General features: G+C 66.2%; 24 protein-coding genes and 1 riboswitch. Of the genes, 9 read left to right on the plus strand and 15 right to left on the minus strand.

Going from position 1 to position 21,991, the window contains the following annotated elements; genetic code table 11:
• Position 1 precedes the first annotated feature (1 nt).
• The 3 genes from CEY08_RS07910 to CEY08_RS07920 form a co-directional block, all read right to left on the minus strand.
• On the minus strand, positions 2-523 hold the full coding sequence (locus CEY08_RS07910; RefSeq protein ID WP_042795514.1) for a lipocalin family protein: 522 nt from the start codon (positions 521-523) through the stop codon (positions 2-4).
• An 80-nt stretch (positions 524-603) separates the two neighbouring features.
• Positions 604-2,175, minus strand: coding sequence for a glutamate--cysteine ligase (gene gshA, locus CEY08_RS07915; protein WP_063960451.1), 1,572 nt, complete (start codon positions 2,173-2,175; stop codon positions 604-606).
• A gap of 32 nt (positions 2,176-2,207) precedes the next feature.
• Entirely contained in the window at positions 2,208-3,101 is an 894-nt protein-coding gene (locus tag CEY08_RS07920; RefSeq protein WP_170946314.1) for an alpha/beta hydrolase, read from the minus strand.
• Between the two features lie 60 nt (positions 3,102-3,161).
• Between CEY08_RS07920 and CEY08_RS07925 the strand changes: the two genes are divergently transcribed.
• Positions 3,162-3,701: a hypothetical protein gene (locus CEY08_RS07925; protein WP_042795512.1), complete on the plus strand. Its 540-nt coding sequence runs from the start codon at positions 3,162-3,164 to the stop codon at positions 3,699-3,701.
• Here the strand turns inward: CEY08_RS07925 and CEY08_RS07930 are convergent.
• Positions 3,691-3,990: a helix-turn-helix domain-containing protein gene (locus CEY08_RS07930; protein ID WP_082884474.1), complete on the minus strand. Its 300-nt coding sequence runs from the start codon at positions 3,988-3,990 to the stop codon at positions 3,691-3,693. The two genes, CEY08_RS07925 and CEY08_RS07930, sit on opposite strands and share 11 nt — an antisense overlap.
• Positions 3,991-4,125: 135 nt before the next feature.
• Here CEY08_RS07930 and CEY08_RS07935 point away from each other — a divergent pair, with 135 nt between their 5' ends.
• The gene (locus CEY08_RS07935) at positions 4,126-5,022 is read left to right on the plus strand and encodes an AEC family transporter (RefSeq protein WP_042795511.1); all 897 of its coding nucleotides are present in this window, start codon (positions 4,126-4,128) and stop codon (positions 5,020-5,022) included.
• Positions 5,023-5,033: 11 nt separating this feature from the next.
• Here CEY08_RS07935 and CEY08_RS07940 read toward each other — a convergent pair whose 3' ends face one another.
• From CEY08_RS07940 to CEY08_RS07960, 5 genes are all read right to left on the minus strand, one after another.
• Positions 5,034-6,041, minus strand: coding sequence for an Ldh family oxidoreductase (locus CEY08_RS07940; protein WP_063639342.1), 1,008 nt, complete (start codon positions 6,039-6,041; stop codon positions 5,034-5,036).
• Between the two features lie 10 nt (positions 6,042-6,051).
• Entirely contained in the window at positions 6,052-7,008 is a 957-nt protein-coding gene (locus tag CEY08_RS07945; RefSeq protein ID WP_076817197.1) for a hydroxyacid dehydrogenase, read from the minus strand.
• A 17-nt stretch (positions 7,009-7,025) separates the two neighbouring features.
• The gene (locus CEY08_RS07950) at positions 7,026-8,036 is read right to left on the minus strand and encodes a Bug family tripartite tricarboxylate transporter substrate binding protein (protein ID WP_042795509.1); all 1,011 of its coding nucleotides are present in this window, start codon (positions 8,034-8,036) and stop codon (positions 7,026-7,028) included.
• Between the two features lie 188 nt (positions 8,037-8,224).
• Positions 8,225-9,400, minus strand: coding sequence for a UxaA family hydrolase (locus tag CEY08_RS07955; RefSeq protein WP_042795508.1), 1,176 nt, complete (start codon positions 9,398-9,400; stop codon positions 8,225-8,227).
• Positions 9,401-9,427: 27 nt separating this feature from the next.
• The gene (locus tag CEY08_RS07960; protein ID WP_042795507.1) at positions 9,428-9,709 is read right to left on the minus strand and encodes a UxaA family hydrolase; all 282 of its coding nucleotides are present in this window, start codon (positions 9,707-9,709) and stop codon (positions 9,428-9,430) included.
• Positions 9,710-9,893: 184 nt separating this feature from the next.
• Here CEY08_RS07960 and CEY08_RS07965 point away from each other — a divergent pair, with 184 nt between their 5' ends.
• The 4 genes from CEY08_RS07965 (at position 9,894) to CEY08_RS07980 (ending at position 13,996) form a co-directional block, all read left to right on the plus strand.
• Positions 9,894-10,649 carry a GntR family transcriptional regulator gene (locus CEY08_RS07965; RefSeq protein WP_042795506.1) on the plus strand — a complete coding sequence of 252 codons (756 nt, stop codon included), beginning with the start codon at positions 9,894-9,896 and terminating at the stop codon, positions 10,647-10,649.
• 53 nt (positions 10,650-10,702) lie between these two features.
• Positions 10,703-10,784, plus strand: a riboswitch (SAM riboswitch).
• Complete coding sequence (gene metX / locus CEY08_RS07970; protein WP_076817199.1) at positions 10,774-12,033, plus strand: homoserine O-succinyltransferase MetX; 1,260 nt, start codon at positions 10,774-10,776, stop codon at positions 12,031-12,033. (Overlaps the previous riboswitch by 11 nt.)
• Positions 12,030-12,644, plus strand: coding sequence for a methionine biosynthesis protein MetW (metW, locus tag CEY08_RS07975; RefSeq protein WP_042795505.1), 615 nt, complete (start codon positions 12,030-12,032; stop codon positions 12,642-12,644). The genes metX and metW overlap by 4 nt, the downstream gene beginning before the upstream one ends.
• Before the next feature lie 47 nt (positions 12,645-12,691).
• Positions 12,692-13,996: a muropeptide transporter gene (locus CEY08_RS07980; RefSeq protein ID WP_076817201.1), complete on the plus strand. Its 1,305-nt coding sequence runs from the start codon at positions 12,692-12,694 to the stop codon at positions 13,994-13,996.
• 57 nt (positions 13,997-14,053) lie between these two features.
• Here the strand turns inward: CEY08_RS07980 and CEY08_RS07985 are convergent, their stop codons facing one another.
• Positions 14,054-14,923 carry a universal stress protein gene (locus CEY08_RS07985; protein ID WP_042795504.1) on the minus strand — a complete coding sequence of 290 codons (870 nt, stop codon included), beginning with the start codon at positions 14,921-14,923 and terminating at the stop codon, positions 14,054-14,056.
• Between the two features lie 222 nt (positions 14,924-15,145).
• Between CEY08_RS07985 and CEY08_RS07990 the strand changes: the two genes are divergently transcribed.
• Together CEY08_RS07990 and CEY08_RS07995 are read left to right on the plus strand one after the other, a co-directional pair.
• Positions 15,146-15,784, plus strand: coding sequence for a trimeric intracellular cation channel family protein (locus CEY08_RS07990; RefSeq protein WP_042795503.1), 639 nt, complete (start codon positions 15,146-15,148; stop codon positions 15,782-15,784).
• Between the two features lie 110 nt (positions 15,785-15,894).
• Complete coding sequence (locus tag CEY08_RS07995; protein WP_042795502.1) at positions 15,895-16,596, plus strand: GntR family transcriptional regulator; 702 nt, start codon at positions 15,895-15,897, stop codon at positions 16,594-16,596.
• A 21-nt stretch (positions 16,597-16,617) separates the two neighbouring features.
• Here CEY08_RS07995 and CEY08_RS08000 read toward each other — a convergent pair whose 3' ends face one another.
• The 4 genes from CEY08_RS08000 to CEY08_RS08015 are packed head-to-tail and all read right to left on the minus strand — an operon-like array spanning position 16,618 to position 19,578.
• Positions 16,618-17,385 carry a LamB/YcsF family protein gene (locus CEY08_RS08000; protein WP_042795501.1) on the minus strand — a complete coding sequence of 256 codons (768 nt, stop codon included), beginning with the start codon at positions 17,383-17,385 and terminating at the stop codon, positions 16,618-16,620.
• 13 nt (positions 17,386-17,398) lie between these two features.
• Complete coding sequence (locus CEY08_RS08005; RefSeq protein WP_042795500.1) at positions 17,399-18,394, minus strand: 5-oxoprolinase subunit C family protein; 996 nt, start codon at positions 18,392-18,394, stop codon at positions 17,399-17,401.
• Positions 18,391-19,122, minus strand: a complete 732-nt coding sequence (gene pxpB, locus CEY08_RS08010; protein ID WP_076817204.1) for a 5-oxoprolinase subunit PxpB — start codon at positions 19,120-19,122, stop codon at positions 18,391-18,393. Before pxpB ends, CEY08_RS08005 begins: the two co-directional genes overlap by 4 nt.
• Positions 19,123-19,146: 24 nt before the next feature.
• Entirely contained in the window at positions 19,147-19,578 is a 432-nt protein-coding gene (locus tag CEY08_RS08015; RefSeq protein ID WP_006386852.1) for a VOC family protein, read from the minus strand.
• A 149-nt stretch (positions 19,579-19,727) separates the two neighbouring features.
• Here CEY08_RS08015 and CEY08_RS08020 point away from each other — a divergent pair, with 149 nt between their 5' ends.
• Positions 19,728-20,594, plus strand: coding sequence for a LysR family transcriptional regulator (locus CEY08_RS08020; protein ID WP_042797420.1), 867 nt, complete (start codon positions 19,728-19,730; stop codon positions 20,592-20,594).
• 52 nt (positions 20,595-20,646) lie between these two features.
• Here the strand turns inward: CEY08_RS08020 and serA are convergent, their stop codons facing one another.
• Entirely contained in the window at positions 20,647-21,846 is a 1,200-nt protein-coding gene (gene serA, locus CEY08_RS08025; protein WP_063639348.1) for a phosphoglycerate dehydrogenase, read from the minus strand.
• Positions 21,847-21,991: the final 145 nt, after the last annotated feature.

The following is a 21,991-nucleotide window of genomic DNA, read 5'->3' on the forward strand; positions in this document are numbered from 1 at the left end:
GTTACTTCTGCGGGGTAAACCGCAGCTCGTCCAGCTGGTAGCCCTGGGCTTTGGCGGCGTCCAGGGCTTTGTCGAGTTCTTCCTTGGGCAGTTGCGGCGAGCGGGACAGGATCCACAAGTATTTCCTGTCCGGCGTGCCGACCACCGACCAACGGTATTCGGGATCCAGGCCGATCACCCAGTAATCGCCCTTGAACGGCTTGAAGAACGAGACTTCGAGCTTGGCGTTGTTGCTGCCTTCCACCACCGTGGCGGTGCCGGACGCGGAGTCGATGTCGCCGTCCTTGGTGCGGCAGCGATTGTTCACGCCGACCGTGCCGTCGGGATGCGCGGTGTATTCGGCGGTGGTGTCTCCCACGCAGTCGCGTTGGAAGAACATGGGGAAATTCGCGATCTCGTACCACATGCCGGCGTAGCGCTTCAGGTCCACCGATTCCACGGTCTGCATGGGCGGCGGCGCGGCATGGACTATCCCCGCCACGCTGGTGGCCAAGGCCAACAGGAATGTTGCGGTGCGGCGCATGGGGAAAACCTCCTGATGTGACAGAGCGGTCCGCGCCGCCCGCTGGCGGCCGGCGCGGATCAAAACCCTAACGATACGCCTTATTTGCGCGGGGCCTTCAACGCCGCGTGATAGCGGGCCACATAGGTATCGAAATCCTCGGTGTCCGATTGCTCCAGGCGTTGCTGTTCCGCCGTTGATTGCGCGGCGGCTTGCTGGTAGGCGGCCGCCAGGTCCGCGGGCAAGGCTTGCGCGCGCAGGGCGTCGGCGTGCTTGCGGCTGAGCTCGAGCGAATAGTCGTGGAATGACAGGCCGCTGTCGGAAAGCGAGGCCAGCAGACGGGCCGAAGGCGTGGATTCAGGCTGGTCCAGTTTGGCGCGTTGTGCTTGCAGGGCCTCGGCATAGGCGCTGCCGCCCAGGGCCGAGTCATACAGCGCGGCGTAGGGGGCGATCTGGTCGAGCAGTTCGTGGCCCCATTGCGTCAGGCCGATGGGTTGGCCTTCGCGGTCCAGCATCAGGCCAGGCTTGCGGCCTTCCTTGACCACGGTCGAGAAGTTGTCGGCGCTGCGCTGGCAGTAGCCGTTGGCGGGGAAGAAGGGGCTGTCGGACGCGGTGCAGAACAGCAGGAAAGCATCGACGAAGCGGCTGGTGCGCGCATCGATGCCGACCGGCGAGTTCGGATCGATGTCCAGGCATCGGACTTCCACATATTGCACGCCGCGCTCGGCCAGTGCCGTGATCGGGCGTTCGCAGCGGCCGGTGGCGCGCTTGGGGCGGATGCTCGAGTAGTACTCGTTTTCGATCTGCAGCACGTTGGTGTTCAGCTGGATCCATTCGCCGTCGCGATGGGTGCCAATCTTCTGGTAGTCGGGCCAGGGCTGGGTCACGGCGTCATACAGGCGGCCCAGGAACGTGTCCAGGTCGTTGTAGCAGAGCTTGAGCTGCGACTGCGCCTTGTTCTGGTAGCCCAGGTCGCTCATGCGCAGGCTGGTGGCGTGGGGAAGATAGAGCGTGCTGCCGTCCAGCTTTTGCAGCGGATGCTCGCGACCGCGCAGGAAGTCGCTGGATACCGCGGGGGCGGCGCCGAACAGATACATCAGCAGCCAGGAATAGCGCGTGAAGTTGCGGATCAGGCTGATGTAGCCCCGCGAGCGGCGGTCCTGCGCGCTGCCGGGCTGCGTGTCCAGCACGGACCACAGGTCTTCGGCCAGCGAGAAGTTGTAGTGCACGCCGGCGATGCACTGCATCGTCTTGCCGTAACGCACGGCCAGGCCGCGTCGGTAAACGTGCTTGAGCATGCCGGTGTTGGACTTGCCGTACCAGGCGATGGGAATGTCGGCTTCGTCCGGGAGCGTGGCGGGCATGGACTGATTCCAGATCAGTTCATGGTCCAGCACGCTGTAGACGTGGCGGTGGGTGTTGGTCAGTTCAGCCAGCAGCGCATCCACGTCCTTGTGGGTGCCCGTGATCAGTTCGAGCAGGGATTCGGAATAATCGGTGGTGACGTGTTCGTTGGTCAGCGCCGATCCCAGGCCGGCAGGGTGCGGCTTGCGGGACAGGACGCCTTGTTCGTCCACGCGCAGGCCTTCCTTTTCGATGCCCCGCAGGGTTTGGGTCAGCAGCGATCGGTTGGCCTCCAGGCGGGAGAGGCGGTTGGCGGCGGTATCGGTCACGGGTTCTTCTCGTTTGGGTCTGTCGCCGGATTTTACGGGGTGCCGGCCTCCTGTGCCGAGGGAGCCAATACTGGGGACAGGGACAATGCCTGCGCGGTGCGCGCCAGCCACTCGTCCAGGTCTGCGTAGACCGGGTCGGCGATGGGGGCGGTTTCATTGAAAATCTCGTGCCAGGCGGTGTCGTACCAACGCAGGGTCAGCAGTTCCGCGGGCGCCCGCTGGGCGAATTGGCGGCTGCCTTCGGCAGCGACAATGGAGTCGTCGCCCGCCACCATCAACAGGGTGCGGCAGGCCAGCAGCGGCGCCTCGCGCAGGGATTCCCGGCCGCCTTCGTCCACGAAACGGGCCAGGCGCCCCGTCATATGGCGGCGCACGAGCGGATCGCTGCGGTACGCCTTCACCACGGCCGGATCGTGGGAGATGCGGGCTGGCGCCAATCCGTGGGGCACGCGCAGGTCCGGCGCATGCAGGGACATCCAGGTCAACGTGCGCCGCACCCAGGGGGGCACGTGCACCACAAAAGGAGGCGAACTGAGCACCAGGCCGTCGATGTCGGCCATGCGGCGTAGGGCGATTCGCACGGCGACCAGGGCACCCAGGCTGTGGCCCAGCAAGATGGGCGGACGGCCGTGCTGGCGGGTCCAGGCGTGCAGGCGGTCGACGGCGTCCATCACCAGGTCGTCTTCGCGGCTCAGGGTCGCCGGCCGCCCGCCGGAGCGGCCATGGCCCCGGTGGTCGTGAGCGCCCACGGTCCAGCCGCGGGCCGCCAGCCAGCGCGCCAGCCGGTCATAGCGCCCGGCATGCTCGCTAAGTCCGTGCAGCAGGTAGATACTGGGAGTGCCCGGGCCGGCGATCGGCGGGGCTACGTTGGGGGCGGCGGGCCAGACATAATTGGCCAGCGGCGTGCCGTCTGGCGCGGGGGTCATCGAAATCGGCGACAATTTCTGGCTTCCTCGAAATGAATAGACAGTCCAGGTCCTCGGGTAATGACGATTTCATCGCTGTTTCGTTTCATGTTCAAGAAAGCCGGCGCGATTGCCGCGCTGGCCCTGGTGGTCACTGCCTGCTCGCCCAGTTACAACTGGCGCGAAGTGGACGTGGCGGACGGCCACGCGCGCGCGGCATTCCCGGATCGGGTAACGACAGACACCCGCGACCTCAGGCTGGACACCCACACCTTGCGTTTTACCCTGACCAGCGCCACCGTGGGCGAGGCGGTCTTTGCCGTGGGGTCCGCGCCGCTGCCGCCCGACATCGCGAAGGATCCGGCCGCCAAGCAGGCGCTGGGCATGGCGCTGATGCATTCGCTCTATGCCAACATGCAGGCGCCGCCACCCAACGAATGGCCGCCTTACGGACAGGACATCGAGGTGCAGGGCAAGGCCATGGGCAAGCCAGGGTGGTTGCGGGCCCGGGTCTGGGTGACCGACACCATGCTGATCGAAGCCGTGGCGGCCGGTACCGTGGAGAGCCTGCCAGCCGAACGGGCGCAAGAATTCCTGCGTTCGGTCGTGATCAAGCCGTGAGATGCACGATCAGGCCCAGCCGCAGGGCCATGACCACCGCGGCGCGCCGGCCCCGCACGCCCAGTTTGGCGCAGGCATTGGACAGATGGAAATTCACGGTGCTTTCGCTTATGCCCAGGATGCGGGCGGTTTCCCAGCTGGTCTTGCCCACGGCAGCCCATTGCAGGCAACTCACTTGGCGCTTCGACAGCGGCTTGATGGTGCGGACGGGGCCCGGTGCCGGATTCCCGTTTGGGTTCAGCGCCGAGTTGGTGGGCGGGGGCGTGGCTGGTAGTGCAGTGGCTGACATGGCGATTGAAGGCGAGAGCCGGGCGATTGACAGGTTGCCTGATGCTGCCGCTCGCGCCAGCCGTCCGGCAAGCGATGATGCTTTGGCGCATCGGTCCCCTTATCTCTCACGGAATATCTTTAACGGAATACGCGCATGCCCGCTGTCGTGCAGTTTTATTTTTCAGCGATAGTCCTGATGTTGCCCCTGCTGTTTTGCGTCGGCATAGGGGTGTACTGGGGCAAGCGGGATCTTCCGTTCGGGGGCTCCTTCATCACATTGCTGGTAACGTCGGTGACCACGCCAGCCCTGGTGTTCCACACCTTCGTCACCACACATCTGGACGACCGGGCGCTGGCCGACGTGGCGGTGGCCACCTTGCTTGCACTGCTGCTGTGCGCCCTGGTATGCGCGCTGTTGCTCAAGGCTTGGAAACTGCCCGTGCGCACGCTGCTGCCTACCGCCTTCCTACCCAACGCCGGCAATCTGGGGCTGCCGATTTCGCAGATGGCGTTTGGCGACGCGGGCCTGTCGGTGGCGGTCGCGTTTTTCGCGGTGAGCTCTTTTGTCATGCACACCATCGCGGTGCGGCTGTTGCCCGGGGTGAATACCAAGGGCAGTTGGAAGAGTCCGATTCTGCTGGCTTCCCTGATCGCCGTGGCCATGCGCGTCCTACACGTGCCGGTGCCCGAGTGGCTGATCGAGACGACTCGGATGCTGGGCGCGGTGACCGTGCCGCTGATGCTGCTGAGCCTGGGCCACGCCTTGGCCCTGATTCCCGCCAATGGCTTGCGCGACGGCGCCAAGGTCGCCGCCATCCGCCTGGCCGTGGGCCTGGCGGCGGGGCTGGCAGTGGTGTGGGCGCTGGATCTCGAGCCGGTGCTGGCCGGCGCGCTCAGTCTGCAGATGGCCATGCCCTGCGCGGTGGTCAGCTACATGTACGTCAAGCGCTACACCACGCTCGGGGATACGGCTGCCGGCGCCGTGCTGGTGTCGACGGTGGCGTTTCTGTTGCTGGCGCCCGTGATCCTGTGGTTCAGCCGCGGGATCTGACCATGGGCCGGCTAGGCCGCGCCTGACATGGCGCGCAATTGCGCCATCAGTGCGTCAGGAATGTCCACGCCGTGTTTGAGCGCCTCGTCGCGCAGCTTGCGGCGGCGGTCGCCGGGCAGGCGCACGTCCTCATCTTCCAGCATGGCCTCGACCAGGGCTTCGACGCGATCCAGATAGGCGCCGTTGCCCGCCAGCGCGCCCGGATCGATGGCCAGGAATGCCTGGCCCAGGCGCGCCGGGCCGCCTTCGTCGACGAAAAAGGATTCCGTTTCAAAGCCGAAGTGCGCGCCGGTCAGCGCGCACACCAGCAGTTCGACGATGAGCGCCAGCATCGCGCCCTTGACGCCGCCCGCGGGCAGCATGCTGCCCTCCAGCCCCGCCTTGGGGTCGGTCGTGGGCTGGCCATCGGCATCCAGCGCCCAACCCAGCGGAATGGGTTGCTTGTCGCGGGCGGCGATCATGAGCTTGCCGCGCGCCACCTGCGATAGTGACAGGTCGATCACGAGACGCGCGCCGCCGCGGCGGGGGAATACGGCGGCGATGGGGTTGGTGCCGAACAGCGGGCGCTTGCCGCCCCAGGCGGGCATGGCCGCAGGTGAATTGCTGAGCGCCAGCGCGACCAGGCCGGCGTCCGCCAGGGCTTCCAGGTGATAGGCCGCCGCGCCGAAATGGTGGCTGTTGGTGACGCCGACGAAGGATACGCCGTGTTCGCGAGCGCGTGCTGTCGCCTGTTCCGCGGCCAGCGCGCAAGCGGGGAACGCCAGGCCCGACCCCGCGTCGATCAGGGCTGCGCCGCCGCGCTCGTGCACGATGCTCGGCACGGCCGAGCCGATGGCGCGTCCGGCGCGCAAGTGGCCGGCATAGAAAGGTACGCGCGATACGCCGTGTGAGCCCAGGCCCTGGCTTTCGGCGTAGACCAGCGCCCGGGCGGTGCTGGCCGCCATTGCCGGATTGGCGCCCGCCGCGGCCAGGCCGGCCGCGGCCAGGAGTTGCAATTCGTCCAGATAGATGTGAGCCATGTCCTTCCCGTCAGGAGGCGCGCGCCGCGCATACCGCGTCGCCGCCGGTAAGTGCCATTGTCACACCGGCGGCCACCATGTCGGAAACCCGGGTGTTGGCTTCTTGCGTCAGTCCGGCGATATGCGGCGTCAGGATCAGATTGGGCGCACCGGCCAGCGGGGTCCCGGCGGGCAGCGGTTCCTGGTCAAAAACATCCAGCGCGGCGCCGCGTAAATGCCCCGTTCGCAGGGCGTTGGCCAAGGCTGCTTCATCCACGATGCCGCCGCGCGAGGTATTGATCAGCACCGCGCCCGGCCGCATGCGGGCAATGCGGTTGGCGTCCAGCAGCCGCCGCGTGCCGGGCGTGAGCGGAAGGTGCAAGGTAACGGCATCGGAATGGGTCAGCAGATCATCCAGGGACATGGCGGCGACGCCGCATTCTCGCCAGGCGGGGTGGTCCGGCGGCAGGGCCGCATCGCAGCCCGCCACGCGCATGTCCAGCCCTTGCGCGAGGCGCGCGGTCAGCCGGCCGATGCCGCCAAAACCCACGATGCCGAGCGTGCGGCCCTGCGCTTCCAGGCCTTGCGAAAGCGCCGCGCGAGGCCACGCGCCTGCCGCGACTTCGGCCGACGAGCCATAGGCGCCACGCAACAGCATCAGCACCGTGCCGACGACGTATTCGGCGACTGCGCGCGCATTCGCGCCGGTAGCGGGTATGACTGCGATGCCGCGGGCCGCGCAGGCGTCCAGGTCGATGTTGTCCAGCCCCACGCCCAGGCGGCCCACCGCCCGCAGTCGCGGGGCAGCCTGAAGCAGCGCGGCGTCCACCCGGCTGCGGTTGCGGACGATGAGGCCGTCGGCCTCGCCCGCTGCCGCCAGCAGCGCATCGCGCTGCTCCACCAGGTCGGGCGCATACCGCACGTCGAACCGCTGGCGCAGCGCGTCCACCGCGGGCGCGTCCATGAACTCGGAGATAAGGATATGCATGGGCGAGAACTCCTCCGTCAGGCGATCTGGATGTTGGCGTCGCGGATGATCTTGGCCCAGCGATCCACCTCGGATTTGAGGTATGCGCCGAACTCGGCCGGGCCGCGCGGCTGCGGCACGAAGCCCAGCTGAAGCAGCGCCTGCTTCATGGCGGGCTGCGATATCTGGCGCACGATGGCGTCGCCGATGCGCTGCACCAGTTCGGGCGGCGTGCCTGCCGGCGCCAGCACACCGGTAAAGTTCTCGACGATCAGGTCGGGGAGCCCAGCTTCCTTCACGGTCGGCACGTCGGGCAGGTCCGCGCTGCGCTCGCGGGTCGTGATGGCCAGGGCGCGCAACGAACCATTCTTCACATGCGCGAGCGATTCCGGATAGTTAGAGAACACGACGTCCAGATGGCCGCCTATCAGGTCGGTAAGCGAGGGCGCGCCGCCCTTGTAGGGGATGTGCATCATCGGCAGCCCGGTGAGCTTCTGATAAAGCGCCAACGTGAGGTGTGGCGGCGTGCCGTTGCCGCTGGATCCGGCCGACAGCGATCTGGAGCGGGCGGCCTTCGCCAGATCGGCCATGGTCTTGATGTCGCTCTTGGAATTGACCACCACCATGATGGGCGAGGATGCCAGTCCTGCAAGCGGGGTGAGGTCGCGCGTCAGGTCGTAGCCCGCCTTGCCGGCGAAGAGTGTGGCGTTGGCGGCATGCGAAAGCGTGATCGCCAGCCAGGTATAGCCGTCGGGCGCGGCATGCGAGACATGTGCCGCGCCGATGTTGGCGCTGCCGCCGGGCTTGTTTTCCACCACCACGTTCCAGCGCTCGGCGTCGCTCAGGGCCTTGCCCACCTGCCGTGCGGCCACGTCCGTCAGGCCGCCGGGCGGAAAAGGCACGACGTAATTAATCGGCCGCTCGGGCCAGCCTTTCTGCGCCAGCGCGCGTTGCCACGGCGCCAGCGCACAGAGTCCGGCGGCGCCCATGGCGCCGAGCAGGCGCCGGCGTTGCGCGGCGTCGGGATGGTGATCGTGTTCGCTACTCATCTGTCTTCCTCCTTGGGTGGCGCCCGGGTAGGAATGCAACCGCCTGTGCTGCCGCGGCGGAAATCGCCCAGGTCTGCTGGTGTGGTTTTGAGACGATGCTGCGGGGGATGCGGGATGATGCTGACGACGGGGCGGCGCGTCCGCGAGCGTTATTGCGGACGCGCCGTCGCCGGGGACGGCAGGCGCGATCAGGCGCTTTCGAAGATGCGGGTCAGGACGAATTCGCGGTGGCCCAGCGCTTCGGCCGCGGTCCAGCGGCCGTTGGCGGTGGCCAGCATGCATTCCAGCAGCTTGTCGCCCGCCTGGTTCAGGTCGATTTCGCGTTGCAGCAGACCGCTGGTATCCACGTCGATGTGCTCGGACATGGTGCGCACCGTGCGCGGATTGGCGCAGATCTTGATGACAGGCAGGATGGGATTGCCAATGACGTTGCCCTGGCCCGTGGGGAAGAAGTGCACTGCATAGCCCGAAGCCGCGCACAGGGTGACCATTTCGGCCGCGGCGGAAGACGAGTCCATGAACCAGAGGCCGGGGCCATCGGGGATTTCGGCTTTGTCGATCACGCCGTCCACCCGGCATTGCTTGCCGATCTTCTGGATGTTACCCAGCGCCTTTTCCTCGATGGTGGTCAGGCCGCCCGCGATATTGCCCTTGGTGGGTTGGGATTCAGACAGGTCGCTGGTTTTCCAGCGGTCGATCATGGCCTGGTAGCGGTTGAACATGAACATGAAGCGCTCGCGCACGGCGTCGTTGGCGCAACGTTCGGCCACGATGTGTTCGCCGCCGGTCAGTTCCGAGGTCTCGCCGAAGACCAGGGTGGAGCCCAACGCATACAGCTTGTCGAACGCATTGCCCACGGTAGGGTTGGCGCCACAGCCGGACGTCGTGTCGGATTCTCCGCATTTGGTGGACACCCACAAATCGGCGATTGGGCATTCGCTGCGCGTCAGCGCCGTGGCGTAGTGGACGAATTCCTTGGCGCAACGCGAGGCGCGCATGATGGTGTCGTGGTCGCCGTGCAATTCGATGCTGAAGCCCATGACGGGTTTGCCGGTGGCGGCGATGCCGTCCACCACGCGCTTGGTCCAGCCTTCTTCGATGCCGATCACCACCACCGCGGCGACGTTGGGATTGCAGCCGGTGCCGATCAGGGTGCGGAAATGCAGTTCCAGGTCTTCGCCGAATTGCAGCCGGCCGTAGGGATGAGGCAGGGCCATCGTGCCCTTGATGTTGTTCGCGACGGCTTCGGCCGCGGCATTGGAAATGTCGTCCACGGGCAGGACGATGACGTGGTTGCGGACGCCGACGCGGCCATTGTCGCGGCGGTAGCCCTGGAAGGTGGTCGAGGAATTGATGATGGACATGGTGGATTCCTGTGCGGGATGGAGGGCTTACCAGCGCTTGGTCTTGATGTTGTGCACATGGGCGTGCTGGCCGGCCTTGATGGGCTCCACCACGCGGCCGATGTCGACGCCGTACTTGAAGACGGTGTCGCCCACGGCCATGTCCTTCATCGCCACCTTGTGACCGATGGGTATGTCCTGCGACGCGCGCACATGGATGATCTTGTCCTCATCCATGATCCAGGCGTTGAGCTCCGTTCCGGCGGTGACGCCTTCCACCACGGCGACCGCCACTGTGTCCTTGGCATCGTGCAATACGGCGTGAATCATTTGTCTTCCTCTCTTGGGCTGGGGGCGCCCGGCAGATGCGGCGGCGGGCGCGGATCACTACGGCCAGGAAATCTTAGGACCCGGTTTCGTGCATGTCAACTAAATCATATATATGAATTGTATGACTTGAGCAGGTTCCGTCCCCGCCGCTACACTGTGGACTCCAGATTTTTGCGATGCATCCATGAATACCAGTCTGTCCTCGACTGTGCCTTTGGGCAGTCCCTTGTATGCGCAGGTCAAGCAGGCCGTGCTGGCCGCGCTGGCGCAGGGCGAATGGAAGCAGGGCGAGGCGATACCGCCCGAGAAACTGCTGGCGGAGCGCTTCGGCGTATCCATCGGCACCTTGCGCAAGGCCATCGACGAATTGGCGGCGGAGAACATCCTGGTGCGCCATCAGGGCCGCGGCACCTATGTGGCCGTGCATACGCGCAACCATCATTTCTTCAAGTTCTTCCGCATCGTGCGCCAGGATGGCGACAAGTCCTATCCCGCGACCGAACTGCTGCGTTTTCGCCGCGTGCGGGCATCGGCCATCGCGCGCGAGAAACTCAATCTGCCCGCCGGCGCCATGGTGTTCGAGTTCCTCAACCTGCTGTCGCTCAACGGGGACGTGGTGATGATGGACGAAATCTGCCTGCCGGAATCGTGCTTTCCGGGCATGACCGAAGCGCACCTGCGCGACCGCGCCAGCACGCTGTATGCGCTGTACCAGGACGTCTTCGGCGTGAACGTGATCGCCACTGACGAGCGGCTACGCACCTGCGTGGCCGAGCGCATGCAGGCGCGGGCGCTCGGCGTGGCCGAAGGCAGCCCCTTGCTGGAGATCCGCCGTGTGGCGTTTTCCTATAAACGGCAGGCCGTGGAATGGCGCATATCGCGGGTGAACACCGAGCGGTACGAGTACCTGGGACAGGAGCCCTGGGAGGCTGGAGCCTGAGCGTCCGACGCTGCGTCCCGCTCAAGCAGTGCTAGAATTCCTGCCGCAGTACAAAATTTTTCGGCGCCGATTTGCCTGATCCGCTTGCGGGCGCCTTCCAATAAATCCAGCTAAAGAGGTCCGTATGACCACTCCTGCCCAGAATTTGGCCGGTGATTCGGCCAGCGGGTTCGTACCCGCACCCGTCACGACTTCCGATTCCGTTGATCCCGGTTCGGTCGGCCTCGTCGCTCCCACCTTCATCCGATTCGATGAGCCCCTGTCCTTGCAGAGCGGCCAGTCCCTGGCCGCCTATGAACTGGCGGTCGAAACCTACGGCACGCTCAATGCCCAGCGCAGCAACGCGGTCCTGATCTGCCACGCGCTGAATGCGTCGCACCACGTGGCGGGACAGGCGGCGGACAACCCCAGCGACGTGGGCTGGTGGGACAACATGGTGGGCCCGGGCAAGCCCGTGGACACCAATATCTTCTTCGTGATCGGCGTCAATAACCTGGGCTCCTGCTTCGGCTCGACCGGTCCGGCCAGCATCAATCCAGAAACCGGCAAGCCCTGGGGCGCCGCTTTCCCTGTGCTGACCGTCGAGGACTGGGTGCGCGCGCAGGCGCGGGTCGCGGATCATTTTGGAATCGCCCGTTTCGCGGCGGTGATGGGCGGATCGCTGGGCGGCATGCAGGCGCTCAGCTGGGCCATCACCCTGCCGGATCGGGTAGCCAATTGCGTGGTCATCGCCAGCACGCCGCGCCTGTCGGCTCAGAATATCGGCTTTAACGAGGTGGCGCGCCGCGCCATCATCACCGATCCGGATTTCCACGGCGGCGATTATTACGCCCAGGACACCGTGCCGCGGCGCGGCCTGTCGGTGGCGCGCATGATCGGGCATATCACCTATCTGTCCGATGACGACATGGCCGAGAAATTCGGCCGCGCCCAGCGCTCGCCGGCCGAAAACGGGGCTTACCACTACGGCTACGACGTCGAGTTCGAGGTGGAGTCGTACCTGCGTTACCAGGGCGAGAAGTTCACCCGCTATTTCGACGCCAACACCTATCTGCTGATCACGCGCGCGCTGGACTACTTCGATCCGGCGCGTACCACCGGCGGCGACCTGTCCCGCGCGTTGGCCCCGGCCAAGGCCGATTTCCTGCTGGTGTCGTTCTCGACCGACTGGCGCTTCCCGCCGGAACGCTCGCGCGAAATCGTGCGCGCCCTGCTCAAGAATGCCAGCCCCGTGACCTACGCCGAGATCGACGCGCCGCATGGCCACGACGCGTTCCTCCTGGAAGACGCCCGCTACCACGCCGTGGTTCGCGGCTATTACGAACGCATCGCGCGCGAGCTCGGCCTCGGCGATGCCGCCCAGACCGAAGGACGTTCCGCATGACTCCCGTGACTCCCCGCCCCGCGCACAGCGTCCTGCGGCCTGACCTGGCGCGTATCGCCAGCTGGATCGAGCCCGGCAGCCGCGTCCTGGACCTGGGTTGCGGCGACGGCGCGCTGCTGGCGCATCTGCGCGACCACAGGCAGGTGCGGGGCGCGGGCGTCGAGCTCGATGACAACTGCGTCATCGCCTGCGTGCGACGCGGGGTCGAAGTGATCCAGCAGAACCTGGAAGACGGACTGGCGCTGTTCGACGACAAGCAGTTCGACACCGTGGTGCTGTCGCAGACCCTGCAATCCATGCACCGGACCGAACACATCCTGCGCGAAATGGCGCGGGTGGCGCGCTTTGGCGTCGTGTCGTTTCCCAACTTTGGCTACTGGCCGCATGGCTGGGCCATCCTGCGCGGCCGCATGCCAGTGACGGGCCAGATGCCCTACCAGTGGTACAACACGCCGAACATCCACCTGTGCACGTTGCGTGACTTCGAACAGCTGGCCGGCGAATTGAAGCTCAGCATTCTCGAGCGCGCCACCTTCAACGAAGGGCGTGAAGTGAAGGTGTTGCCCAGCTGGCGCAGCACGCTGGCGGTGTACCGTTTCGCGTCGCCCTGACATTCCGACACGCATCCTGTCTGCAACGCGGGCCGGTAGGCCCTAAAATGCCGCAAGCCTGTGGCCGCCAGCGGCGCGCCGGCGTGTTTCAGGAGACCGTCATTACCGTTGCATCCAACGTCTATACCAGCCCCCGCGTGGCCCCTTTGCTGGTCCTGGGCTTTGCCAGCGGATTGCCGCTGGCCCTGACCAGCGGGACCTTGCAGGCCTGGGCCACGGTGGAAAACGTGCCGCTGCAGCAGATCGGTTTCCTGACCCTGGTGGGCAGCGCCTATACCCTCAAGTTTCTCTGGGCCCCGCTGGTGGACCGCTATGCGCCGCCGTTGCTGGGCCGGCGCCGCGGCTGGATGCTGCTGACCCAGTTGCTGCTGGCCGTGGCCATCATGGTCATGGGCGCATTGTCGCCGTCGTCTGCGTTGCAGACCCTGGCGCTGCTGGCCGTGCTGGTGGCCTTTCTGTCGGCCACGCAGGACATCGCTTTCGACGCGTATTGCACGGACGTGCTGCGCAAGGAGGAGCGCGGCGCGGGCGCGGCCATCAAGGTCATGGGCTACCGGCTGGCGATGATCGTGTCCGGCGGGCTGGCGCTGATCCTCGCGGACCAATGGATAGGCTGGGGCAATACCTACGTGCTGATGGGCGGGCTGATGCTGTTATGCACGCTGGCCACGTTCTGGGCGCCCGAGCCCGAGAACGTCGCCAATCCGCCGCGCACGTTGCGCGAGGCCGTGGGCGAGCCATTGCGCGAATTCTTCACCCGGCGTGGCGCGTTGGCCGTGCTGCTGCTGATCGTGCTGTACAAGCTGGGCGATGCGTTCGCGGGCGCCTTGTCCACTACCTTCCTGATCCGCGGCGCGGGCTTCACGCCGACGGAAGTGGGTACGGTGAACAAGGTGCTGGGACTGGCCGCCACCATTGTCGGCGCGCTGGCCGGCGGATCGATCATGTCGCGCTGGGGCCTGTACCGGTCGCTGATGGCATTCGGGCTGCTGCAAGCGGTGTCGAACCTGGCGTATTGGCTGATCGCCGTCAGCCCCAAGAATCTTTGGCTGATGGCGGCAGGGGTGGGCATAGAAAACCTGTGTGGCGGCCTGGGCACGGCGTCCTTTGTCGGCCTGTTGATGGCGCTATGCCGCCAGCGGTTCTCCGCCACCCAGTTCGCCCTGCTGTCGGCGTTGTCGGCCGTGGGCCGCACGTATCTGGCCGGCCCGCTCACGCCGCCGCTGGTCAATGCCATGGGCTGGCCCGGTTTCTTCCTGTTGACCGTAGTGATCGCGCTGCCCGGCCTGGTGCTGCTGCACTTGTTGCGGGGCACGATAGAAACCATGGAGAAGCAGGGCGACGAAGCCTAGGATGCGGATCCCATAAAAAAACGGCGCCGAGGCGCCGTTTTTCATGCCCGCAAGGGATTATTCCTCGCCGAGCAGCCTGACGATCAGCACGTCGCTGGGCAGCGATTCCAGCAGGCGTTCGGCGACGCTGCCGATGGCGGTGCGCAGGATGCCCGTGCGACCGTGCGTGCCGGTCACGACCAGGTCGGAACGGTGGTTGAACGAATACTCCGACAGCACGGTTTCCGGCTGCCCGCATTCCAGAACCACCTTGGGGGCGGGGACCTGGGCCAGTTCGGGCGTTTCGGCGATGAACTCGCGGGCGCTCTGTTCCGCGGCCTTGTAGAAGTTGCGCGTGACGGCATCGTCCGGCACGTTCTTGCCCTGGAATGGGACGTCGTAGGAGTGGAACAGGGTCAGGTCCGCGTTCGGCACGAGTTGCAGCGCGGCGCGCAGGGCCTGGCGCGAACCCGCGGAGAAGTCGGTCGCAACCAGAACGTCGCGGTACGGCCGGCGCGGGCGGGTCTTGACGACCAGCACGGGGTGGCGCGCCTGGCGGGCCAGCTTTTCCACCGTGGTTCCCAGCAGCAGGCGGCCCAGCGTTTCATCGCGCGCGGTGCCGGTCACGATCAGCGAACAACCGTAGCTGTCGGCGGTTTCCATGATGCGGGCCAGCGGATCGCCGCTGACCACCACGACTTCTGTCGGCACGTCGGCCGCCGCCAGGTCTTCGGCCAGCTCGCGCTCGGCCACGGCCTTGTGGTCCGTCGACAGGCGTCGCCATACGGGCGTGGTCAGGCGGGCCGGCGTGGCATGGGATTCCATGACATGCAGGACGATGAGCTTGGTATTGAGTTCCTTGGCCAGTTGCAGCGCGCGGTCCAGGGCGCGGTCGCCGCGCGCGCTCAGATCGGTCGCTAGAAGGATGGGGCCAGTTTGCTGTGTCATACGTTCTCTCCCGGTTGTGACCAGAGCGCCGACTCCCGCGTGCGTGCGTTCCAGCCGTTCCGCCCTCGCGGGCACATCCCCATTGTCCCGCGGCCTTGCGGAGGGGGACTTGATAGATATCAACGCAAAGTCGAGGGTAAGGGATGGCGCGCGCGCAGGCAATGGCCGCCCGCCGCGGCGCCGGCTTAATACAATGGGGCCAGTTCAACTCCCCGCCTTCCCATGTTCCCGGATCTGTCGCCCGCTCTGCTGCACACGCTGTATCTCGTCGCCATCGTGGCGGAAGCGATGACCGCGGCGCTTTCGGCCGGCAGGCGCGACATGGACTGGATGGGGGTCTGCATCATCGCCTGCGTGACGGCGCTGGGCGGCGGCTCGCTGCGGGACGTCCTGCTCGGGCACTATCCCCTGACCTGGGTGGTGCATCCCGAATATCTTTGGATGACCGCCGGCGCCGCGATCTTCACTGCCTTGATCGCACCGGTCATGCGGCGCCTGCGCAGCCTATTCCTGCTGGCCGACGCGCTGGGCCTGGTGGCCTTTACCGTCATCGGCTGCCAGGTGGCGCAGCTGATGCAGCTGCCGGTCACGGTGGTGCTGATCAGCGGCATGATCACTGGCTGCGCGGGCGGGGTGCTGCGCGACGTGTTGTGCAACGAGGTGCCGCTGCTGTTCCGCAAGGAACTCTACGCCAGCGTGTCCTTCGTCACAGGCGGCCTGTACCTGGGCGGGCAGGCCCTGGGGCTGTCCGCCAACGCCGCCGTGCCGATCGCACTGGCGGCGGGCCTGGCGGTTCGCCTGCTGGCCCTGCGGTTCAACTGGCAGATGCCGAAGTTCGTGTACCGCGACGATTGGGACTGAAGGCAGGGCGGCAGGGCGCTCTGCAACAATTTTCTTATTTATGTTTCAAGAAATTTCTAGTATCTTCAGCATGTCTCATACCATGCATCGCGCAGTACAAGGGGAGCCGATTGGACGTCAAAGCGCCCGCCACGATTCCGTATTTCCTACAGGAACAGATTCGTGAACTGATCGTGGACGGCACGATCCGGCCCGGCCAGCCGTTGCGTGAGCAGGAACTGGAGCAACGTTTCGGCACCAGCCGCAGCCCGATCCGCGAGGCGCTGCGCCTGCTGGAACTGAGCGGCCTGGTCACGCATATCCAGCGCAAGGGCTTCCGTGTCACCCTCTATACCGAAGCGCAGATCCGCCATCTGTACCTGCTGCGCGCGGAGCTGGAATCCTATTGCCTGCGCCAGGCGGCGGAGGTCGATGACCTGACGCCCTTGCTGGCCGAGCAGCGTGGCCACGACGCAGCCATCGGGACCGCGTTGGCTGCGGGGGATGCGCAAGGCGCAATCGCGGCGGCGTGCGAGTTCTATCTGGCTGCGGCCCGCAGCACGGGCAATACCCCGCTGGCCAGCATGCTAAGCAAGCTTTACGAACAGATCGAGCCCCTGCGCTACCTGCTGGCCAGGCAGGCGATGCCGTTCACCGGGATCCAGGTCTGCACTCGCGGCGTCATCGAGGCGCTGGCCGTTCGCGATGTCGAGCGCGCGGCCGGCATGACGCGCAGCTACCTGGCGGATGTGTTGCCGGGCGTACTGGAAGCGTACCGCTACGCTTCGCTGCAGGACGAAGAAGAGCCCGCGCCGCGCTACGGCCGCGCCTGAGCCGGCCGCTGGCGGCGCACGCTAGCCCCTCGGAGGCGTGCGCACTTCAATGCCCGCGTGTTCCAGCGCCCGGCGGATGCCATCCGCGAAGAGCAGCGCGTTCGGCTGGTCGCCATGGATGCAGAGTGTGTCCGCCTGGACCGGCACGTCCTTGCCGTCGACCGACCGCACTTTGCCTTCGCGCACCATGCGCACCACTTGCGCGACCGCCTGATCCAGATCTTCAATCATCGCGCCCGCGCGCGAGCGCGGCGTAAGCGAGCCGTCGTCCTGGTAGGAGCGGTCGGCAAAGACTTCGTTGGCGGCGGCCAGGCCGATGGCGCGGGCAGCGTCGATCAGTTTGCTGCCCGCCAGCCCGTACAGGATCAGCGAGGGGTCCACGTCTTTGACCGCCTGGCAGATCGCGCGCGCCAGGCCTTCGTCCTTGGCAGCCATGTTGTAGAGCGCGCCATGCGCCTTGACGTGATGCAGGCGCGCGCCCTGCGAGGCGGCCACGCCGGCCAGCGCGCCTATCTGATAGACCACGATGTCGTAGGCCTCGTCAGGGCTGATCTGGATGACGCGGCGGCCGAAGCCAGCCAGATCCTGCAGGCTGGGATGGGCGCCCAGCGCCACGCCGCGCGCCAGCGCGGCCGCCACGGTCTTGCGCATGGTGGCGGGGTCGCCGCCATGGAAGCCGCAGGCGATGTTGGCGGAGCTGACGAACTGCAGCACCGCCGCATCGTTGCCCATGGTCCAGGCGCCATAGCTTTCGCCCATGTCGCAATTCATGTCGATGCGGGTGGTCATGGCAAATTCCTTTCTAGGCGAGGAGCGCGCGCAATGGCGCCAGCGCGTCCTGCAATTGCGTGAAGGCGCGTTCGCGCTCGCTGTCCAGCCGCTGCGCGTCTTCCAGCGCGATCAGCTGGAAGCGCAGGGTCTGGCCGGGAGCGCACTGCGCCAGGACGGGCAAATCCACCGAGGCGACCTGCGCGATCTTGGGATAGCCGCCGGTGGTCTGGCGATCGGCCATGAGGATGATGGCCTCGCCGCCCGAAGGCACCTGCACAGTGCCGAAGCAGGCGGCCTCCGATAGCATCTGGCGCGGCTGGCTCATGGACAGCGCCGGGCCGAGCAGACGGTAGCCCATGCGGTCGGACTGCGGGCTGATGCGGAATTCCGCGCCGCCGTCAAAGGCCTCGCGGGTAGCCTCGGAGAATTCGTCCCAATGCATGCCGGGCAGGAAGCGGATGTGCTCGCGGCGCTTGGCCCCCAGAGAAGCCGGCAGATAGACCCGCTGATTCCACAGCGCTTCCTGCAGGGCGTCCAGGTCGCGGTCTGGGGGGAGCGGAGCATGCAGCGGCACCTGATCGCCCTTGGCCAGCGCGCGTCCCTGGAAGCCGCCGAAACCGCTGCGCAGATAGGTGCTTTCGCTGCCCATGACGCGCGGCAGCGCAAAGCCGCCGTGCACTGCAAGATAAGCGCGCACGCCGGCGGCCGGTTTGGCGCCGAAGGCCAGCGTGTCGCCGGCCCGCGCCACCAGGGGACGATGGATCGGGATGTCCTGGCCATTGAGGGTGGCGCCGAGGTCGGCGCCGGCCAGCGCGAAACAGGCCGCCGCGTCAAAGCGCAGGGTCGGACCGGTCAGGGTCATTTCAAGCGTGGCGTGTTCGTCCAAATTGCCGGCCAGCGCGTTGGCCAGCCGGTGCGCGCGTTCGTCCATGGCGCCCGCGGCCGGGATGCCCTGATGCTGGTAGCCCTCGCGGCCGCGGTCCTGGAAGCTGGACAGCATGCCGGGCTTGAGAACGGTCACGCTCATGGCCTGGCCTCCCGGATGCGGTCGAATTCCTCGGGGCTGATGGGCACGAAACGGACCGAGTCGCCGGGTTGCAGCAAGGCAGCGGGTTCGCGGGCCGGATCGAACATGTTGAGTGGCGTGGCGCCGATGATGTTCCATCCGCCGGGCAGCCGGTTCGGGTAGATCACGGTCTGGCGGTTGGCTACCGCTACGGCGCCGCGGGGCACCGCGGTTCGCGGCGAGGCGCGGCGCGGGATATTCAGTTTCTCGTCGTGCACGCCCAGATAGGCGTGGCCGGGCGCAAACCCCAACATGAAGACCATGCTGCGCGGCTGGCTGTGCAGCTGGATGACGCCTTCGGGCGTGAGGCCTGCGGCTTCGGCGACCTCGGCCAGATCGGGGCCGTGTTCGCCGCCGTAACAGACCGGGATGTCGACCTCGCGTCCGCCGAGCGCGTCCGCGGCGATGCCTTCGGACAGCAGCTCGCCGATGCGTTCGGCCAGTTGCGCATAGGTGGGGTCGCCGCTGGCGCCGGGACGGTAGTGCACCGCCACTGCAACGAACGAGGGCACCACGTCGGTCACGCCAACAAGCTGCGCGTCGCGCAGCTTGTTGGCCGCGGCCAGACAGGTCCTGCCCACGGCGGCATCGATCTGGTCGCCAAAGGAGACGATCAGGCAGCGATCACCCTGGGGCAGGATGCGCCAAGTGGTTTCGGCCGGAGAAGGAGGTTCTGATATTGCGTTCAACGACACGAAACCTGTAGAAGCGGATTACTTGGCGAACAGGGAATCCAGATTCTTGAACGCCTTGAATTCCAGCGCGTTGCCCGACGGATCCAGGAAAAACATGGTGGCTTGTTCGCCCACTTCACCCTTGAAGCGGATGTAGGGCTCGATGACGAATTCGGTGCCGGCGTCGGTCAGCCGCTTCGCCATTGCTTCCCATTGTTCCATGGAAAGCACGGCGCCGAAATGGCGCACCGGCACATTGTGCGAATCCACGGCGCTGGTGGCCTTGTGGCCGCATTCGCTGGGCGCCAGGTGGGCGACGATCTGGTGGCCGTAGAAGTTGAAGTCGATCCATTCGGGCGAGCTGCGGCCCTCCGGACAGCCCAGCTTTTCGCCATAGAAGGCGCGGGCTTCGGCCAGGTCGCGGACCGGGAAGGCGAGGTGGAACGGCGGCAGGTTGGTTTGAGCGGTCATGGAAGGCTCCGGGTCAGGCAAAGGAAAATGATCAATCAGATTGCGGGCCGTCGCAAGATCGGATGGCCTAGCATCGATGCATAGTTTAGGTATTGTTTTTTTGATTGGAAAACGATATTTTTTGCTACTTAGCATCGAAAAATTTGATTGTGATCAAAGAGTTCAAGACCTTCATCGCCGTGGCGCGCGACGGCACCTTTACCGGCGCCGGCACACGGCTCGGATTGACCCAGTCCGCGGTCAGCGCCCAGATCCGGCGGTTGGAAGACTACCTGGGCGGGCCGCTGTTCGACCGCAGCGCGCGCGCCGCCGTGCTCAACGCCCATGGCCGCGAAGTGCTGCCGCAGGCCGAAGAGCTGGTTGCCATGGCCGAGCGCATGGTCACTGCCGGCGGGCCGGGCCACGTCAGCGGCTTGCTGCGCATCGGCGCTATTGCGTCTGTGCAGCAGGACCTGCTGGCGCGCGCGTTGGGCGGGTTCCGCGCGGTCTACCCGGACGTACGCGTGCGTATCGTGCCTGGCGTGTCGCTGGCGCTGCTGGGTCAGGTGGACGCGGGCGAGGTGGACATGGCCATGCTGATCAAACCGCCTTTTGCACTGCCGCCCGAGCTTGGCTGGCAGCCTCTGCTGCGCGAGCCCGTGATGCTGGCAATACCCGAATCCATGCCGGTCGCGCCCTGGCGCGAGCTGCTGGCGGAACAACCCTTCATCCGCTACGACCGCGCCTCGTTCGGCGGGCGCGTGGTGGACCTGTTCCTGAAGAAACAGCGCATTACGGTGCGCGAAGCCGTGGAACTGGACGAGATCGACGCCATCGCCAATATGGTGAGACTGGGATTGGGGGTGGCGCTGTTGCCGCAATTGCGGCGGTTGGATACGTCGGGCCTGCGGCTCCTGCCGCTGGGCGAGGCGGCCTTCCACCGCGAGATAGGGCTTATCGGGCGCCTGCCTTTCGATGCGGGCAGCGTGCACGAAAAAATGGCGGAATGCCTGGCGGAGGCGGCCGCGGTGCCTTGAAGCGGCGCGGGCGCCCCTGAGAGCGCCCGCGGTGGTATCACGACAGCGTGTCTTACAGGCGGTCGCAGCGGACCGTAATGGGGTGGCTGCGCAGCGTGGACATCACCACGTCGTTCACTTCACCTTCCACGTCGGTGATCACGTAGCCGATCTGGCCGCGGGTCTGCAGGGTCTGGCTGACGATGTTCAGGCCGTGCTGCGCCATCAGGTTGTCCAGCGTGCCCAGCGCGCCCGGCGCGTTGCGGTGGACGTGCAGGATGCGCGTGCCGCCGGCCGGTTCCAGGTAGGGCAGTTCGGGGAAATTGACCGCGCCCTTGGTGGTGCCGGCCTGCAGGAAGCGCACCAGTTTCTCGGCCACTTCGCGGCCGATGTTCTCTTGCGATTCCTGCGTGCTGCCGCCGATGTGCGGGGTCAGGATCACGTTGGGCAGGCCGATCAGCGGGCTGGCCAGCGGCTCGTCCGCGCCCTTGGGCTCGGTCGGGAACACGTCCAGCGCGGCTCCTGCCAGATGGCCGGACTTCAGCGCCGCGTGCAGCGCGTCGATATCCACCACCGTTCCGCGCGAGGCGTTGATGAGGATGGCGCCGCGGCGCATGCGCCCGATGGTTTCCGCGTTCATGATGTTTTGGGTGGACTTGCCGCCCGGCACGTGCAGGGTCACCACATCGGCCTGTTCCAGCAGGTCGTTCAGCGTGGCGGCCGGCCGGGCATTGCCCAGCGGCAGCTTGGCTTCGACGTCGTGGTAGACCACGCGCATGCCCAGTCCTTCGGCAAGCGTGCTGATTTGCGAGCCGATATTGCCGTAGCCCACGATGCCCAAGGTCTTGCCGCGGGTCTCGAAGGCGCCTGCGGCGCTCTTGTCCCAGTGGCCCAGGTGCACGCGGGCATTTTTTTCAGGAATGCGGCGCAGCAGCAGGATGGCTTCGCCCAGAACCAGTTCGGCGACCGAGCGGGTGTTCGAGAACGGCGCGTTGAACACCGGGATGCCGCGCTGCATGGCGGCATCCAGGTCGACCTGGTTGGTGCCGATGCAGAAGCAGCCCACGACGCGCAGGTCGGGGTTGCCGGAAAGCAGGGCGGCATCCAGGTGCGTGCGAGAACGAATCCCCGCCACCTGAGCGCCGCGCAGGGCTTCGCTCAGTTGCGACGCCGGCAAGGCGGCCGCATGCGTGACGATGTCGGAGTAGCCGGCGGCTTCAAAAACAGCGCGGGCGCTCGGGTGGATGTTCTCGAACAGGACGATTTGTGCCATGACTGCCTGGGGGTGGGTGAGGAATCCGTTTTATTGATTGTGGCCCATTTTTGCTGCAGTGCAAGGAGTAGCCATTGAGGCGGTGTGGATGAATTGTTTCAAGCGTCCAAATGGATCGGGCATCGTCCGTGGAGGAACGATGCCC

Source organism: Achromobacter insolitus, assembly GCF_002209555.1.
Taxonomy (GTDB): Bacteria; Pseudomonadota; Gammaproteobacteria; order Burkholderiales; family Burkholderiaceae_B; genus Achromobacter; species Achromobacter insolitus.